Origin of the sequence: Nocardia sp. CA-290969 (assembly GCF_050936135.1) — a bacterium.
Taxonomy (GTDB): Bacteria; Actinomycetota; Actinomycetes; order Mycobacteriales; family Mycobacteriaceae; genus Nocardia.
Window position 1 is genome coordinate 7,661,971 of record NZ_JBNJNJ010000001.1, and the last position, 18,348, is coordinate 7,680,318.

Sequence of the window (18,348 nt, forward strand, 5' to 3'; positions counted from 1 at the left end):
TTCGTCGATCAATCCGAGATCGTATGCTCGCGCCGATTTCTGCGGCAGGACAGTATTGGCCGTGCGCGCGGGAACGATCTCGCGATACAGCACCGCGCTGTCGTCGGAGTCCGGGTAGATGCCGGCGACGGGCGCGCCCATGGCGCCGCCGATTTCCGATAGCAGCCACTGTTTCGCCGCCTCCTCGGTATCCTCGTAGGTCTCCCGGATGCACTCGTAACCGTTGCCGAAACTCACTCGCTCGACCGTGACCCCACCCGCCCCCGGCAACGGTTCGCTGCGCACCACACCGGAATTCAGCCCCTCGACGACGAGCGCCGTGCGCAGGTTCGGGTCATGTGGTCTACTCCCGATGGCGTCCCCCGGTCGCGCACCGGGCGGATCGGTGGGGATCAGCCGGCGGTCGAGTTCACCGACAGCGGCAAGGGCGTCTCGATGGCGTTCTTCGGCGGCAGCGGCCTGCCGTTCCAGCTCGGTCGAGCGGTCCACGCTACCGGCCGACTCCTGTATCAGCCAGGATTGCAGTGGAGACGGATTGAGGGCGTGCGGGTCGTGGCGAAGGCCGGCTATCAGTGTCTCGTACTGCTGCGCGCGGTCTTTCGGTGATGCGTGCTCGAGCAGGCTGATCAGCGCATCGAGCCAATCGACCAGCTCCACCAGGGCTTTGTACTGCCGGCCGGACCGCTCGAATTCTCCTTCACGGGTTTCCTCGACCGCGTCCATATCCTGCGCGGCATCCCGCATGTGCTCGAACAGCGTGGCATACACCAGGTGCACTTGACCGATGACCGCGCCGTCGCGTCCGTCGAGCATCCGGACGGCCTCGTCGCGACCGGCGGCGCCGCGCGCCACAGCTTCCACCGTTGCCGCGATGGAGCTGACGGTGGCAAGTGCCGCTTGCCGCCGGGCTTCGGCGTCGGCCGCAGCGCGGGTGCGCGCCATCGCTGCGGCCGCTCTTTCTACTTCGGTGACCGCATTCTCGAATTCGGTCAACTGCCGGATCCGGTCGGTCGCGGGAGTATCGGCCTGCTCGGCCGCCCGGAGTTCTGCGAGACGAGCTCGGACACGGGCGACCGGAAACGTGGTCTCCGCAGATTCCCGCTGCGCACGGTAGGGGTTTGTCTCGGATCGATCCTGTCCGAGGCGTGTTCTCGGGCCCGGTTCCCGCTCCCACACGGCGTTGGTCCATTCGTCGCCGCGGTGAAGAGGTTGCTCGGCTCGGCCGTTGTTGTCGTAGGTGATCGCATGGAAGACGCGCCGTTGCCGCTGCTCGTCCGGTTCCTGTAGCTGCGTGAGGCGGGCGTGTGCGTCCGCGCCGCGGTAGACGAGATCGACAACATCGCCTGCGGGTCCGAGAACCACGGTGTCGTCCGCGTTGCGCCGGACTTCGTGTACCCAGAGTTCGCCGTTCTCGTCGACACCGAGAGTCAGAACATGACCGTCCAGCCGATCGTCGCTGGAGGCGGGAGGTTCGACGGTGAGCAGGGCGAGAGTAGTCGGATCGGCCGGGTTCTCGAGGTTGTCGAGCAACGGCTTCAGCGGTTCGGTCTCCGGATCGGGGGACGCGTACTCGCGGTATCTGCCGCCGGCGTACTCGGCGAACTCCCGGCCGCCGATGCCGAACAACTCCATGATCCGGGCCGTTTCGGCATCGGGCAGGCGAACCGGGGAACTCTGTCGATCCGGCACGAGTTCCGCGAGCCGGTCCGCGGCGTAGGTGAGTTCGGCGAGCGCACAGCGGGGCGTGGTGTTCCCGCCGCGCAGCGGTGAGTTGCGGGCCGCCCGCCGAACCTCGGCATCGACTCGCGCGTCGGTGCCGGTTGCCGTCAGGGAAGGTGCCAGGTCCCCGGTGATATGCACGATGTCGCCGTTCGAATTCGCTCGGCGGACCGCCAGATTCTGCCCCCGGCCCACGACGATCTCGGGTTTTCCACCGTTGGTGACGAACCATACGGGAGTACCACGGGGCACCAGTATCCGCAGAACTCCAGTGAGGTGAGTGAAATAGGCGGATGACTCCGGACCTGTCGCGCCGCTGGTGTATGCGGGCTGCGGCCACACGTCGCCGGATCGCAGATCTCGCACGAGAACCGGGTCGACACGGCGTGTGATCCAGATCGACTGCGGCAGCGGTTGCATCAGCGCATCGATCTCGCCCACCAGGCGGTCCATCTCGCCGGTCGTCTTGATCTTCAGTGTGCGCCGGTGCCAATTCGGATCGCCGCGCAGGTACCTGTTGATCGCCGGACCCTCGGTGATGTACAGATCGGCGAGCCGGCGATGGTCGTCGCTGTCGGGGGAATGCCGGTCCCCGAAGGCTCGGGCTTCCTCGTCCGAGGTGAACGTCGTGCCGCGCTGCTCCGTGATCGCCTGGGCGAAGTCGGCGAGCGGAACAACCTCGTCGCCGCGCCCGGTGAGGTTCAACCCACGCAGACCGTCGCGGAAATCCTGGTCCCAGAACGGGTAGATCGACAGCTCGGTCGATTCGTCACCAGAATTCACCACCACATACGCCGGTTCGACGTTGTCCTGGCCGGAATGCAGGCGACTGTGATTCCTTCGCCCGGTGTGGCGAAGCTGCTGGTCGATCTGGTCCTGGGCGATATGAGGTGGGGCAGGCCCGGTGCGCAGCGGGGCGAGGACCTCGGCGAGCCGCGCGAAGTACCGGAAACGGACCGCGATCGCGGGCTCACCGTCTGCGCTCAGCGGGACGTGGTGGATCGAGGCGAGCGCTTCGGTCAGCCATTGTGGCAGCGAGGGTGTCTCGACAACGCGGAAGGAGACCTCTCGGCTCCAGACCGAGCCGTTGCCGGCGAGCCGCACGTCGAGACGGCCGTGCACCGAGTCCGCCAGCACGGAGTCGGCCGGTAGATCGGTTCCGCTGTCGTGGACACCGAGACGAAGCTGGCGGGATCCCGGTTTTCCGGTAACCTCCAGTACCACTCGGACGTCGGCACTGGTGGTGCGCAGCGCGTGCTCCACCGTATGGGCGAGGGTCAGACCGGCGTCATCGATGCGTGCGGCGGGCCAGCCGGACAGTTGCCGAGCCAGCCAATCCCACACTTCGGCCGCAGCCGGAGAGTATGCCTGGGGCTCACCAGGGCGATACCGCACAACAAGTTCCCGGCGCTCGGGTTCGGTGGGCACGGACAGACCGCCTGCGGGACGCAGCCGGTGTATTTCGAACCAGGAGGATTTTCCCGAGCCATCTTCGAATGTGGTGATGCCGGCGGCGTCGGCGGCGATCGCCATCATGGGCAGGCCGCGGCCGCGTTCGGCGAATTCGTCCGGCAAACTGCCGATCTCGGGTGTATACGTGCTCTCGTCGCGGACTTCGAAGCGAAGTTTACGTTCTGTCGCGGTGTCGGTCTGGGTGATGACTACCTCGACCTTGCCATCGGTATCGGCCAGGGAGTTCGCGATCAGTTCCGACATGAGGATGACCGCGATGTCGACGCCGTCGGAGTCCAACCAGCCGAACGACTCGTTCAGCAGTTCCTCGAGGCGGTGACGTTCCGCTGAGATATCGCGGGTACGCGCCCTTTCACCTTCCCTGCCGGAGGGTCCCTGTGCCGCATCGCTCTCCCGGACGGTGTATTGCTTTCGGGTATCTGGTGACGACGGATCGGTGTTGGTCGGCCTGCTGCCGATGCCGGCGGCGCGACGGTGCGCATTGTTCGATATATCTCCGGCGGCTCCCGACCGGACCGGCCTCGCCTCGTCCAAGCCCGGCAGCCCCGCGAACGCCGATTCGATATCGGCCACTGTGTCCGCGGAGACGGGGGGTTGCTGGGATGTTGGCAGCCGCTCGGCGTCGGGGGCTTCTGCGCGGGAGCCGGTGACGAGGTTGCCGTCCCGGTCGAATTCGATGGTTTCGAACTGCTGCTTGTCCGCAGGTAGTCGGTTCAGGTATACCTGCTGCTCGCGGTGCCAATCGTCGAATGCGGTGGCTTTGTTCAGTAGTGTCCGGCGGTTTCGGAGATCCTGGGGGCCGTAGTCGGTATCGGTGTGCCGGTCCGGTGATGCGGCCAGGTCGACGACGACCAGGTTCGGTTCGTCGGCCGAGGTGCTGTCGTTGACCAGCAGCACCATATGGTCGTCGGCTTCGACACTGGTGCCCGCAGCCCGGGTGTCTTTCCATTTGTAGACCAGGACGGTGATTCCACCGGGCCGGGACTTCAGCGATTCGACCACCGCGTCCAGCGAACCGGCCTGCGCCAGACCGGCGCCGAAGATGTCGCGAACGGTCTCGCGGTCGTGGCCCTGCAGCGTGGCGTCAGGCATTCGGAAACGGCCGGCGTTGCCGGGACACAGCACGCGCATCCCGGTCACGGCGTTGTTTACACAACTGTTGGGGCTGCGGCGGTGGATCTGCACGACGGTATCGAGCAGGGCCGAGAGGGCCAGATAGCGTGACGCGGCGGCAGCGATGTCCTCGGCTGCCGTTTCCCCGGCATCCCGGGCCTGGGCAGCCGCCTCACGAGTGTGCCGGCTCGCCGGCCCGGAATCCGGCGCGGCGGCATCCGGGGTGTCCCGGCCCGCCGGGCCGGGACCACGCGCCGCCGCATCCTGGGTGCCGGGGCTCGCCGGCCCGGAATCCCGCGCGGCCGGCGCGGTGTCGTTGCGCGTATCGGCCGGTCCGGTATTCGTGGTGGTCAGGTGATCGCCGACCATTTCGCCGAGAATGTCGCGGGCGATGGCGGGGGTGATGGACGCAGCGGGGTAACCGAGAGCTGCGGCGAGAATGTTCCTTGCTTCGGTCAGTGCAGGGTCGAGAACGCGCATACCTTCGGCGCCCTCGATATCCGCGATCGGCTCCCCGAGTTCGTCGGCGAGCTGGTCCCGCAACGGTGCCAGATGGTCCAGTGCCTGTTCGTCCGTGAAAAGTGCACGTTGCAGTGTCGCCGCGGGGGCGGTCGCCTCGACATGTTGCCGCAGCGCCTCTGCCGCGGCGGGCGCGATACCGGACCGCTCCAGCAGCTCGCGATACGGGTCGAGGGCACCCTCGCGTTGGAGTACGGCAATCCGGTCCTCGACAGCCGGAGCCGGGATCCCCAGCAAACCGGCCAGGCGTGCTGCCCGGTCCGCCGGCTCGTCCGGGCGGAAGAAGTCGGTATCGGCGCGGTAGTGCCCGGTCTCGGCCTCGGCGAGGGTCAGGAGGGGCTGGGCGGTGGAGTACGCGTGGTGCCGGATGAACTCCGCGGTGGAATGCCGCAGCGCGCGCTGTTGTAGTTCGGGTGCCAGTTCACGGATGGAGTGGCTCGCCTCGACGACCGCCTCGTGGGTCCGGGGGGTGGGATCGGCGGTGTGCGCGGCTACGGCTTGTTCGTAGTGGACCACCGCTTCACGGACGCCGCGCAGGTGCATGGCATTACGGATCAGTTCGTCCTGGGGCGACATCACCACCTGCGCGCTGCCGCGGTCGCCGTTGCGGGCGGTGCGATTCTTGGCCTGCTCGTGAATGTAGGACTGCTCCGGGGCTTCGGTCATCCACACGTGCATGCCGCCCTGGTCCTGCACGGCATCGGAGACCGAGATATCGACACCGCGCTGACCCTGCCGGTTGATCACCAGGATTTTGCCCTGCTCACCGGCGTCGTCGAAAACCTTCTGCAACTGGGCTTCCCAGTCGGCACCCCACCCGATGATCCGCCGGGCATCGACGGCTTCGATCGCCTCGCGGGGCACCCCCGCGCGGACCAGTTCGTCCACCTGCCGGGCGACCAGATCGTTGCGATGACACAGGATCTGCTGGAACCGGCCCCCGCCATCTGCTCGCATCTCGTTCGCGTAGTCGGCGATGGCGCGTAGTTTGGCGTGGGTGCTCTCGACCACGTCGGGGGCGCCCTCCCACAGCCGTTGCATCTGCGACCGTCCGACCTCGTACGCCGGTTCCAGGCCGTAGACCTTCTGCAGCACCGGATTGAGATCGGCGAGGGTGCCCGATGCGCCGGTCACTTCGTCGAAGAACTCGCCTCCGGCACGGTAGATTTCGACCGAATCGATTCGTTTGGCGGATTCCGCATCCGCGCGCACGACGACCTGGTGCTCCTCGGCGCTCAGCCCGCGGGCCTCGGCAACGCGGGTCTCCTTGGCCTCGATGGCCTGGGCGAGACTCGCCTTACCGGGTTCCGCGCTCCAGCGGGATTCGCTCGAGGTCTTCGGGTTGCGTTGCAGGCCGTGCTCGGCCTGATCGATGATGACGATCTTGCCCGAGTCCATTTCGTAGTGGACACCGGAGCGGACGAGGAATTCGGCGTGGGCCGCGGTCTCCAGCCGAGAAGCTCCCATTCCGTCCAGCCAGTCTTTCCCGCCGGGCAGCGTCTCGACCTTTGCCCGCCCTTCCGGCGTCAGCTCCGGTTGGCCGTCGTACCAGAACTGGACCTCCGGCCGGCCGTCGGGACGTACGCCGATTTCCTCCGCGATACGCGTGAGACCGAAATCCTTGTGCGACAGCGTCCCCTTTGCCAGCGCGTCGGTGAGGAAGTCGTGCGCGGCGAAAACCTGCTGGGCGGTCGCCTCCGGCGCGGCCTGCTCGGCACCTTCGGAGCGGAGGAACTGGCGTTCACCGCGGTCGATGATGCCGTCGATCTCATCGATCAGCACATGCCGTGGTGGCCGGTGGCCGGCATTGGTCAAATGCCCGACCGTCTCGCCGGTCGCGACCACGATCGCCGGTCGTCCCTCGGTGATCGGCCCGAAGCCACTGTGCTGATCGGCCCGGAACACGTCGATCCCGGAGCCGGCCAGCAGCTTCTCGTACCTGACCACTTCGCGATTGGCGAGCCCATCGGTCGTGGTCACCAGGAGCACCGACTCGTGGCGCACCGCGCGCTGGATTGCCGCGGCCGTGAACACCAGCGATTTGCCCTCGCCCGGTTTCATTTCCACCGGACGCGAAGCCAGTGCGAACACCGCTTCCGCCTGCTCGACCCGCAGGACCATTCCGCCGGGGATCGCGTCACTGATCGTGCCGCGGCGGATGAACTCCATTGTCGCCAGCATCGCCTGTTGCGGATCGCTGTCGAACAGCCCGGCCCGCACCACCTCGTCCGGCAGATTGTGGAGGCGCTGACTCTCCGGGATGTGCTCTCCGGAACTCTTCTGGAAGTCGTTCACCAGCTCGACCGCTCGGTCGCGATCGCTGGGCGGCCCGGCGGTCTCCCCGGGACCGTCGGGATCGGCGGTCGCCTCGCGCTGGGCAGGCGTGTGCTCGCTGCTCCCCGATGATCCCTGTTCGTCGCGAATGCCCGGCGGCGATCCGGTCTCGGCGTCGGCGGGCGGATGCGGCCGTGCCGGGGGCTGGTTGCCGTCGCCGTCCGCGACAGCGGTGTGTTCGCCGGCCGGGCGGTGTTCGGCCTTCGCCGGTGAGTCGGGGTCGGCGGGGATACCGATTCTTTCGGGCGCATCGCCGGCGGGTCGCGCCGCGGTGCCTTCCGGGATTTTCGGCGGCGGCGCGGTTTCTCCCGCCGCCTCGACCGTTCGCGGCGCGGTCGATTTCCCGGCCGCGACCGTTCGCTCAGGCTGCGGGCGCTCCCCCGGAGCGGCCGCTTCGGACGGTGCCGCGGGCCGTGCCGGGGCGGCGTCGGACGTCGCGGCACGGACAGCGGTCTGCGGTCCGTCCGGTCGAGTGGCTGCCACGACGGTGGTTGTGCCCGGACCCTCGCCGGCGCGCACGGTCGTCGTACTCGTGGCCTTCCCGGCGTTTTCGCCGGGCGCCTCACTGCGCGCACCTGCGGACCGCGCAGACTCCGCGCCGCCGGCCTTCCCGGCGCTTTCGCCGGGTGCGCTGCCGCGCACACTGTCGGTCCGCGCAGTCTCCGGAGCCGCGGCCCATGCGCGCTTCGCGTCCGCCCACCCGCGTTTCGACTCGGGTGACACCTCGACGGATGGCCGAGCCGCCGCGACGGATGGCCGAGCCGTCGCGGTGTCCCCGCCGCGCGCTGCCGGGACCGTATCGGGCGGTGTGAAGGTCGCGCTGCCGTCCATCGCCACCGGACGGGCGGCGCCGCGGGCGTACACGCCGCCGGCGAAGGCGCCGTTGAGCAGCGGCGCCAGCACCTGCTCGTAATGCTGCGGCCAGCCGGCGACCATCGACGCCGCACCCAGCCCCGCGATCGCCCCCGCCGATCCATGGACCAGCCCCATCGCCACACGACTGCTCGCGATCTGGGGAAACACCATCGGAGCGAAGCGGCCCGCGACCATACCGCCGGCTACTCCGCCCGCGCCTGCCAAAGCCGCGACCTCGATCGACACCAGGTCGATTCCCCTGGGATTCGTGCCGTCCGACCCGATGATGCCGGTGGTCCGATCGCCGGTGGCAACCTGCATTGCCTGCACGCCCGCATCGACACCCACGGGTAGCGCAACTGCCTTGGCCAGGATGGTCGCGAACTGCGCGGGGCTCAAACCGCTGAGCCGGGCAGCTGCCTGCGCGCCTCCGGCCTGAATGGCCCGCTCCAAGCCGGTGCGCATCACAGCGACCTCGGCTCGTCCCTTGACCAGCATGGCATCCACTGCCGGGGCCGCCGCGACCGCGCCGCCCGGACCGGCCGCCGCGGCGCTGCTCATCAGAGCGAAGATCCGCCACGCCAAGTGGATTCCGAAGGCGAACATCACGCACAGCCACTTTTCGGCGTCGTTGGCTGCCCCGTGCGCTTGATCGGCCAGGGTGTTCACGTCACCGCTGAGCTCGGCCGCGCTCTTCCGGTACGCGCGCAAGGTTTCGCGTAGCTGCCCGGCCAGCTGTCCTACCGAATCCTCCTGTGCCAGGAGGGCGTCGATATCGTTCGAGTAGTTCTCCAACTCGAGGCTTCGGGCGCGCAGCTCATCGGCCATCCGCCGCAACGTGGAAATATCGGCGCGGGGCAGCTCGCCGCCGAACGCCACCATTTCGATCGGGGTGCGCAGGAAACCGGGCAGACTTTCGAAGGCGTTGCGCAGCTCCACGACCGGGCTGAACAGCGAACCGTCCATCGCCGGGGCCTACTCAGGCCGGGTGGCCGCGGCGACCAGCACCGCATGTATCAGTCGCGCCTGGATACCGGCTTCCGCGCCGTTCTGGACCACCGCGGCGAACGCGACGCCGAGCGCCTCGTCCAGATCGAAGTCGCCCGCAATCCTGGGGCTTCCTGCCAATTCGGCACGCCACTCCCGATAGCCACGAACCACCTCGGCGAGCGCCGGTCGGGGTCGCGGCTGTGTATCCAGGTACTCCGCGATCAGGACACGCTGTACCTGTCGACGGGCGACACCGCCACCGGCGGCATCGAGAGCGCGGCCGAAGGCTCGCAGGGTCGCCGGATAGATATCCGCCGACGCTGTCCCGTCTGTTTCCGCGGCTCGGGTGGGGGCCGCCACCTGCTGAGCGGCGCGACGGTCGAGCGTTATCGACCTGGTATCGCCCTGGACACCGCGCGTCTCACAACTCCACCCGACCGGGCCGTCGTCGGCGAGCTCGGCTACCGCCACGATGTCCAGCGTGATCATCGGATAGCCGGTGAGCACTCGGTCCAGTGCTGTGACGAACTCCTGTACGGGTGGAAGCCGGAGGCCGGGGGTATCGAACCCGGTCACCTGGACACCGTGCCGCTCGGCCACTTCACGTGCCAGCTGCTCGACCGCGGGGTCGGGTCCGGGCTGCTCGCGGCGGTCGCGCCGATCGGGTTCGCGGGGCTTTTCGCCGGCCGGCGCGTTCGGTCGCGGTGGGACACCGGGCCGCGGGCTCGCCGCGGGGTTTTCGGGTGTTCCGGGGTTTCCGGCTGTGCCGGGCATCCGGGGTGGGCCGGCCGTCCGGCCGGGCTGCTCGGACCATGGGGTATCGCGCCGTGCCGCAGGCGTCGTGGCGCGATTACCGGGCGGCATCTCCGGCGGTCTCGGCGCGCTCGACCGCTCGGGCGTGCTCGATACCGGCGGGGGCGCCACCGGCCGGGGTGATACCGGCGGGGGCGATACCGCGGCGGATGGTGGCGGTGCGGACGATGGAGAGCGCGGGCCGGGAGCGTCGGCTGCGCCGTTGCTCGCCGGACCGGATTCGGGCCGAGAACGACTCCATGGTGCCTGTTGCTGCCGGTCGTCTCCCGGAACGGCCCGCCCCGGGGTTGCCTCCGGCGACGGAGTCCCACTCGGCCGCTGTCGACCATCCGCCGGCTGTTGTCCGGAGTACTGCTCCCCGGCGGTGGGATACACCGGAGAACTCTGTTCCGGCGAAGACACGACGCGATCGGATGCGCCCGGCCGACCGGCATCGACAGGGGAAACCGGACCGGCTGCACCCGTGGGCCGCGGCTCGGTGAGCTCATTCGATCCCGGATCCAGATCTCGGGCCGCGCCGGCCACCCGCGCGGCGGCCTGGGCGTCCTGCGCAGTGAACTCGTCTGCGCCCTGGACGGTCCGGGCAGCAGTGTTGCGCAGGTGTTCGGCCATCGCCTGCACGGTGGCCAGTACTCGATCGGCGTGCGGTGTGAACTGTTCGGCGAATGCGCGACCCATATGGTCGTCGCCCCAGCTGCCTTCGGCCTGCGACAGGCTGTCCCGCAGCTCGGTGTGGGTCTGTTTCACCCGATCGGCGATTTCGGCCAGTTGTGCGCCGCGTTCGCGGAGGCCGGCCAGGTCCAAGCGAAGTTCGCCGCTCATCTCCCACCTCTGACCGGTGCCCCCGGGCCACCGACCCGCAGCCGGAACCGCCGCTCGAAATCGGCGATGAAGGCGGACAACGGCACCGATGAGCTCGACCGCTCCACGACACCGTCGTCGGCGACATAGAACACCGCCCGATCCAGTGCTATTTCACCGTCCGGCACCGGTGAGCGCACCATCCATCCCACACTGATCCGCTCGGCCCGCAACGTGGAGAGCGGGTATCCGGTCGTATCGTCGCCCCGGCCACGAATGTGGGCGCGGACCAGGTTCAGCGCCTCCGCTTCGTGGATCCCGGCCACCTCGCCGGCGACCAGACCGGCGAGCACGAATTGGAACAGGGCACCGTCGACGTCGCGCCCGGGATCCTCTCCTACGACCTGCACGATCGCCGCGCGCGTCACCGCGGCGGCCTGTGCGGCCGACACCAGCTGTTCGGCGGTGTCCGGTGCGGGGCCGTCCAGCACACCGGCCACCACCTTGGCCACCGTTTCGGTCGTCCATACGGCCGGCAACGCTGCCGCGCATTCCGCTATCGGAGCGGATTCACCTCGAAACCATTGCCCCTGGTCCCACCAGTAACAAAACGACAGCATGCCGGTCATGACACGCGGATTGAGCACCGGGTCGACCACCCAATCCGGAGCTCCCGCGAACAATTTCGGCATCGCGCCGGCACCGTTGTAGGCGGCATCCAGGATCGGCGCGTCCCATACGCCGCCCGACAGCACCGCCCGGTCGCCGGGCAGCAGCGTCAGCGTCGAACCGCTGTGCCCCGCGCTCTCGAAGATCCCGACCGACGGGCCGATTCGCGGTCCCCGTTCCGATCCGGCCGCCACGAAGGCCGCCCCCAGCACCGCCCATCGTGCCCACACCACCGCCAGATCCGGCAATTCGCCGGTCACGGGCACAGCCCGCACGCCCGCAACCCGATCCGTGCGCACACCGTCCGCGGCCGCGCGCGGCGACCTCGATTGGGGTTCGCCGCGCCCGATATAGGCAGCCAGCCACACGGGTAAGCGGCTGCGCGGATAGCGCTCCAGATCGGCCAGATACGCCTGTGGCGCGAACAGTTGCTCACCGGGAAACGGCTCCGCGCCCTGGTCGGTGACGACCTCGGCCCCGTCGGCATCGATGTACACCACCATCCGCCACCACGGCCCGTTATCCAGTTCGGCCGACAGCTGCCGGTGCCGGCGTACCGGCTCCCACACCGCCTCCGACACCTGACACCGGACGAGGTGGTCGCCGTCATCGGCTACGAACAATGCCGATTCGGCGACAACGGTCATCGCGAACGATGCTTCCAACCGCTGCTGTCCGGCCGGGGCGAGCTCACGCAGCCCGGCGACGATCCGATCGGCCAGCTCCGCGAGCTCCGCACCCACGGCACCGACCACAGCACACTCCAATATCAGCGGACCTCTGCCCAGCAAGCGGACCTGCACACCCTTGCCCCGGAGAGGCTCGGCGGCAAAACCTGCGTTGCTGCGATGTGCCGGACAGGATCGCGCTCGGAACGAAGATCGCGCAATCCGGCTCGGAGCGCAACCCACGCCCCTTGCCAACCATGGAAAGTGATCGAACCGGCGGATTCCGCCGGCCGCTACCCGACCCACCAGGGGCCGAACCGGCGATCAGCGGATTCAGCGGTCGAGGACGGAGAGCATGCCGGATACCGCTGCGGGCCAGGTGAACTGTTCGGCGCGCTGCCGGGCCGCGCCGCGCCGCTGCGCGGGCGGCCGGGCCAGCACATCGGTGACCGCGTTCGCGAAGGCCGCGGGGTCGTCGGCGGCGACGGCGCCGCAATCGGCGGTGACGATATCGGCCAGCGCCGAGGACCGGCTCGCCACCACCGGTGTGCCCGCGGCCAGCGCTTCCAGGGCCGCCAGTCCGAAGGTTTCGTGCGGTCCGGGGGCGAGTGAGATATCCGCGGTGGCCAGCAGGGTCGCCACCTGCGTCCGGTCGCTGATGAACCCGGTGAAATGCACCGCCGGCAGACCGCCGGGCAGCGGGGGCAACGACCGGGCCCGCCGTTCGAGCGCGTCGCGGCGCGGGCCGTCCCCGGCGACCACGAGCCGCGCGTCCACCCCGGCCCGCCGCAGTTCGCCGATCGCCTCGATACTGCGGTCGGCCCGCTTTTCCACCGACAGCCGCCCGCAGTGCACCAGCAGCGGCTGACCGGGTACCCCGAGATCGGCCCGCAGCCCGCGGTCGTGTCGGTTCGGGGTGAACAGGTCCAGATCGACGCCCAGCGGCACCATTTCGACATTCGGAGCGCCGATCCGCCGGAACTCGGCCTGCGCGAATTCGGTGGTGCAGACCACCATGTCGTATTCGGCGGCCGTGCGGCGATTGGCGATATCGGCGCAGTGCCGGGCGTAGCGGTCCGGCATGATCTGGCCGAGCAGCCGGTCCAGGCGTTCGTGGGAGATCATCACCCCGGTCACGTCCCGGCGGCGGGCCCAGCGCCCGAAACCGCGCAGGGTCAGGCGGTCGGAGACCTCGAGGACGTCCGGGCGCAGACCGGTCAGCGTATCGGCGACTCGGTGCGGATCGGCGGCCCGGTAGCCACCGGTCCACGGAATCTTCACGGCGGGCAGGGTGATCCGCAGTACGCCGGTCGGCAGGATCTCTTCGGCGCGGCGCCTGCCGGGGACGATCAGGACGACCTCATGTCCGGCGGCGACGTACCCCTCACCGAGATGGTGCAGTGCCGTACGCAGGCCCCCCGACCGCGGGCCGTAGAAGTTCGCCAGTTGCACTATGCGCACGCCGCCGATCGTGACGCGGGCCGGGTGCCCGCCGGAACCGGGCCGCTGAACTCGCGGTTAACGACGGGTTTTATTTGAAGTGCGGGCCGCTACGGGGTGTGCCCGGAGCGGGGCAGGTCGAGATTCAGCGGGATCCGGCCCACGCTGAGATGTTCGGTGACCTTGTCGGCGGGCAGCGGCCGGGCGATGAGGAACCCTTGCGCCCGGTAACAGCCCAGGCCCACCAGGGTGCGGGCGGCGACCGGGGTTTCCACACCCTCGCCGACCACGCCGAGCCCGAACGACCCGGCCAGGCCGATGATCGATTTCACGATGGCCAGATCGTCGGTGCTGGCGCCGAGCCGCTGCACGAAGCCGCGGTCGATTTTCACCGCGTCCACCGGCAGTGCCTTCAGATGCGACAGTGAGGAGTAGCCGGTGCCGAAATCGTCGATGGCGATCTGGACGCCCATCCGTTTGAGCCCCCGCAGCGTGACCTGGGTGCGGGCGAGGTCCTGGACCACCACGTGTTCGGTGATCTCCAGGCAGATCGAGCTGCCGTCGATGCCGAAATGTCGCAGGATGTCCTCGATCCGTTCCACGAAATCCAGGCTCACCAGCTGTACCGGGGACACGTTGATCCGCATGACCATATTGCTCGCCAGCCCCTGGCGCCGCCATTGCGCGAACTGGGCGCAGGCGGTGCGGATAACCCAGCGGCCCAGCTCACCGGCCAGATTGGTGGCTTCGGCGACGGTGACGAACGCCCCGGGCGGCAGCAGCCCGCGGGTCGGGTGCAGCCAGCGCACCAGGGCTTCCATGGCGACGATCCGGCCGGTGCGCAGATCGACCTCGGGCTGGTAGTGCAGGATCAGCGACCCGTCGGCGACAGCGCTGCGCAGGTTGAGCTCCACATCGTCCTGGAGTTCGAATTGGGCGCGCATGGCGTCGGTGAACAGCGCGACTCCGTTGCCGCCGCCGGATTTGGCCGACAGCAGGGCGTGATCGGCGCGGCGCATGATATCGGCGACCGTGGTCTCACCGGGGATGCCGACGGCGACCCCCACGCTGGCGCCGCGGCTCACCGATTCACCGCCTACGGTGACCCGGCGGCTGATGAGTTCCTGGATCCGGATGGCCTCGTGTTCGGCGGCCACGGTGTCCATGGGTTTGGCGGGCACGATCACGAACTCGTCGCCGCCGAGGCGGGCGATCATATCGTGCGGGTCGAGATTGTCCTGCAACCGTTCGGAGAGGGTGCGGATGAACTTGTCACCCGCGGTGTGGCCGAGGAAATCGTTGAGCGCCTTGAGGCGGTCGAGGTCGAGGAAGAACGCCGCCACCGGGCCGGGGCTGCCGGGTTGCAACCGCTGTTCCATATGTTCGATCAGGGCGCGCCGGTTCGACAGGCCGGTCAGATCGTCGTGCAGGGCGATGAAACGCAGCTGCTCCTCGGCCTCCACTCGTGCCTGCAGTTGCGCGAAGAGGGTGGCGATGGCCTTGAGGACGTTGAGTTCGCGATTGCTCCAGTCCCGGTCGCCGACCTTGACGAAACCGAGCAGCCCGGTGGATTTACCTCGCGATACCAGCGGTACCGCCGCGGAACTGATATCCCCGAGCCCGGACGCGGAATGCACGGTCTGCTGGTAGTCGGCGGCGCTGGCCGGGACCAGAAACGGTTCGGTGGCGTGTTCCAGCGACCGGAACACCGAATCGGCCTGGTCGAAGTACACGACCTCGAGCGGGTCCGGGTCGGGTTTGTCCTGGCGCGGCGGCCACTCGGCCACCAGGACCGTGGACCGGTTCTTGGGATCGTTGTGCCGCAGGTAGCTGAAGTCCACGTCGAAGTAGTCGATCAGCATGGCCAGCACCTGCTCGGTCGCCGACACCATGGTCGCCGAATCGACGCCCATCAGCTCCGCGGCGACCTCAGTCACCAGCGAGTCGAGTGTCCGCCGAGGCACCTGATCTCCGATCACACTAGCCGCGGGGCTTCGTGCCCGATAAGGGGCGACGTCTGCTCCGCACGCTGGCAGCTGCCGCGTAACTCAGGCGTAGTACCAGCGCCACGCTTTCCTGTTCCGGCACTTCCAGTAGTTCAAGGAAACGACCCTGAAGTGTGCACAGTCTACTTCCGTATGCCGGGGAAAGGGCATCCAGTTCGGTACGGGTTTGCGAAAACAGGAAGACCGGGGACATCGGCTGCACCGCCAGCCCGGCCCGCTGCGCCCGGATCCACAGCCGCTGTACGCCCGCCCCGGCGCGGGCGTAGCCGGCCAACTCGCCGCCCTCGGCCCCGGATTCCCGGCGGAAGGTCACCGCTACCACTGCGGAGCTGGAACGTACCCGGTCACGGGCGTAATCACCGAGCGCGGCCCCGGCCGACCAGCTGTGCAACTGGGCCATCACATCGGCGCGTCGCCCGATCTCCAGGGCCGCGCGTTCGTCGGGTGCGAGTTCGAGCGAACGGATATCGATTCCGTCGGAGAGGTCGTCGGTGGGCCGGCGCATCTCCGCGAACATCTCCCGGTGCAGCTGCGGGGTGAGATAACGGACCCGGTCGGCTTCGGCGAGCAGTGTGGCGGCCGCGCGCAACCCCGGGGGTTCGGTGACGGCCCGCATCCGCGCACCTTCGGCCGCGGCGGCCGCGGCGAGATCGGCGAGGACGGACTCCGGGATCGGGCCGCCGTACCCGAGCCGGCGGTTGGTCTCGCGGTCGAGTGCGTAGGGGTAATCGGCGGCCAGCGCCGGGTCCGTGCCGGTGCCGATATGCAGAACCGCGGCCAGCGGTGTGTCCGGTGCTGTGCGGTATTCGTGGGCACCCAGCAGCTCATGGGCCGCTGCGGCGGCGCGGGCGTTGTACAGAGCGGCACCCACCGCGACGGCGCTGCCCCGGTATCCGATATCCATCGCGGTGGTGTAGCGGGTGTCCAGCGCGATTCTGATCTCGCCGGGCGCGGTGTGCAGCGACCAGGGCTGAATATTGCCACCCGAGGGTGCCCGCTGCGCGCAGGCCAGAATCCGGTCGACGGGTGCCCGTGCCGGCTGTTCGGGCTCGGGATCGGCGGCATCTTCGTCGAGGTCGAGATCCGGGTCGGCGAGTGCGTCGAGCGCCTGCTCGATATCGAGGCGGGTCCGGCCCGAACGCAGCGGCCGTCCCAGTCCGATCCGGCGCACCACCGTCGCGACACCGGCCGCGCCGAGCATGACGTCCCCACCCAGCTGCGGCCAGCTGTTCAGGGTTTCCCCCACCTCGACCAGGCTGCCCGCCATCCGTGCCGACAGGTCCCGCGCGCCGAGCAGCCCGACGACGTAGGGTGCCTTGTCCCGGGTGGACAGGCCGCGTAGCTGGGTGACCGCGGTATCGCCGAGCAGCCCGTGGAACGGGCGGCGTTCCGGTTCCAGGTCGAAGCGCTCCACGTCGAGCAGGCCCCGGTCACTGGTCTCCATGATCAGCGGTAGTTTCCGGCGGCGGGCCGCTTCCCGGACCAGCAGTTTGATATCCAGGGAGTCGCATTCCTCCACCACGATCCCCAGCCCGGCGACGAAATCGTCGACGGTATCGGTATCCACCCCGCCGCCGCGGACCTCCACCGGCAGGTAGGGGTCGAGTTCGGCGATCCGGCGGGCCGTGACGATCGCCTTGTTCACGCCGATATCGAACAGTGTCGCGGGGACGCGGTTGAGGTTGGACAGTTCGAGTTCGTCGAAGTCGGCGAGCCGCAGTGCCCCGCATGCCCCCTCCTGGGCCAGCGTGTAGGCGATGGCGTGCCCCACGCTCTGGCCGACGATGCCGACCGTGAGGGTGCTCAGCCGTTCCTGTTCGGCGCGGGTGAGTTTGTTGCGATTGCGGTCGAGCCGGATGGCGCGGAAGGTCCGCGGGCCGGGCAGGACGACGACACTGCGCCGCCACGGGTAGTACACCCAGCGGTCGTCCGCCGAGCCCTCGCCGGTTTCCGGCGGATCGTTGAGCCGGCCGAATTCGGCGGCCAGCAATCCGCGCAGATCGTTGAATTCGATATGCGTCGTGCCGCGCAGGCCCGCCAGGGCGCGCTCGTCGTCCGGATCGCCCGGATCGAGCACCAGCGGTCGATATTCCACCCCGAGATCTGCTTCACCGACCATAAGCCCAGCATTCCTCCCCACTGTGGCGCAACGGCCGGTTGGGCCGCCGCGACTTGGGTTCAGCTAATCCCATTGCGCGAAGTTCACCACGCATCAGCAGATACTGCAACTTATCGGCAAATATGTGATACGTCCGGGTATCCCACCAAATCGGGACGGTGCGGTAGCGCTCGTCCGGGTAGGGCACCGGCGTAATCGCCTCGGCGACCACGCCCCCGCTCGCACGGTGCCGTTCGGCGGTGAACGAGGCCACGGTCGCGAACCCGTAGCGGGCGCCCAACAGGTGCGGCGCGTGCGCGATACAGCGCGACAGCGCGGCGGTGAGATCGCCCCGGCGCGCCGCGTCGCGACCGACCCAGAGCGCCCGGGATTCGACGACACCGCGTGGGATACGCCGGGCCATCATGCGGCTCAGATCCGTCGCGCCGGGACGTCCGGCCCAGGGGTGGAGGGAGGAAACCTCCGAGACCCAGGTGTACGGGCCTTGGACGCGGAGGCCGCCGACCACCTCGCCGGCGCTGTCGGTGGCCGTGAAGAACAGGGCTGTGGACGAGCCGTCCGCCATCTTGTCGAATTCCAGCGCCTGTTCGTTGCCGAAATGCCGGTAGGTTTCCCGAGCGCCCGCCAGGTAGCGGCGCCAGAGTTCGGGGGAGTGGTCGGGGGTGGTGGCGCAGATGTCATAGCCGGAGACGTTGTCGCGAAATCCCGCAGTGCGGCCCTTGCACGGGTGGTCTTCCTGGCCGACTGCGATCGTTTCGACAGTCATGCAGTTCCTACTCGTTCGCCGTGCGCACAGGTGTGCGCACGGGATTTTGTTGTCCAGCAGCTC

Annotated in this window: 7 protein-coding genes (1 of these 7 only partly in view); all 7 read right to left on the reverse strand. The window is 68.8% G+C overall.

Annotation, left to right across the window (positions count from 1 at the left end; genetic code table 11):
• Positions 1-8,979, reverse strand: partial view of a toxin glutamine deamidase domain-containing protein gene (locus tag ACQEVO_RS35030; RefSeq protein WP_432921711.1) — the 5' end (the start) only. It extends 18,648 nt beyond the left edge of the window; the window shows 8,979 of its 27,627 coding nt (coding positions 1-8,979); the start codon lies at positions 8,977-8,979; its stop codon lies beyond the left edge, outside the window.
• Positions 8,980-8,988: 9 nt separating this feature from the next.
• Positions 8,989-10,638 (reverse strand): hypothetical protein, encoded by a 1,650-nt coding sequence (locus tag ACQEVO_RS35035; protein ID WP_432921714.1) that lies wholly within the window; start codon positions 10,636-10,638, stop codon positions 8,989-8,991.
• Positions 10,635-12,041, reverse strand: a complete 1,407-nt coding sequence (locus ACQEVO_RS35040) for a hypothetical protein (RefSeq protein ID WP_432921717.1) — start codon at positions 12,039-12,041, stop codon at positions 10,635-10,637. The genes ACQEVO_RS35035 and ACQEVO_RS35040 overlap by 4 nt, the downstream gene beginning before the upstream one ends.
• A 246-nt stretch (positions 12,042-12,287) precedes the next feature.
• Positions 12,288-13,415, reverse strand: coding sequence for a glycosyltransferase (locus ACQEVO_RS35045; RefSeq protein WP_432921720.1), 1,128 nt, complete (start codon positions 13,413-13,415; stop codon positions 12,288-12,290).
• An 89-nt stretch (positions 13,416-13,504) separates the two neighbouring features.
• The gene (locus tag ACQEVO_RS35050; RefSeq protein WP_432921724.1) at positions 13,505-15,331 is read right to left on the reverse strand and encodes a bifunctional diguanylate cyclase/phosphodiesterase; all 1,827 of its coding nucleotides are present in this window, start codon (positions 15,329-15,331) and stop codon (positions 13,505-13,507) included.
• A 43-nt stretch (positions 15,332-15,374) separates the two neighbouring features.
• Entirely contained in the window at positions 15,375-17,519 is a 2,145-nt protein-coding gene (locus tag ACQEVO_RS35055; protein ID WP_432921728.1) for an Rv1355c family protein, read from the reverse strand.
• Positions 17,509-18,285 carry a hypothetical protein gene (locus tag ACQEVO_RS35060; protein ID WP_432921731.1) on the reverse strand — a complete coding sequence of 259 codons (777 nt, stop codon included), beginning with the start codon at positions 18,283-18,285 and terminating at the stop codon, positions 17,509-17,511. Before ACQEVO_RS35060 ends, ACQEVO_RS35055 begins: the two co-directional genes overlap by 11 nt.
• Between the last annotated feature and the right edge of the window lie 63 nt (positions 18,286-18,348).

Excerpts from the sequence above, each read along its gene's own strand:
- ACQEVO_RS35035 (WP_432921714.1), bottom strand. The coding sequence starts at position 10,638 with ATGAGCGGCGAACTTCGCTTGGACCTGGCCGGCCTCCGCGAACGCGGC.
- ACQEVO_RS35055 (WP_432921728.1), bottom strand. The coding sequence starts at position 17,519 with ATGGTCGGTGAAGCAGATCTCGGGGTGGAATATCGACCGCTGGTGCTC.
- ACQEVO_RS35060 (WP_432921731.1), bottom strand. The coding sequence starts at position 18,285 with ATGACTGTCGAAACGATCGCAGTCGGCCAGGAAGACCACCCGTGCAAG.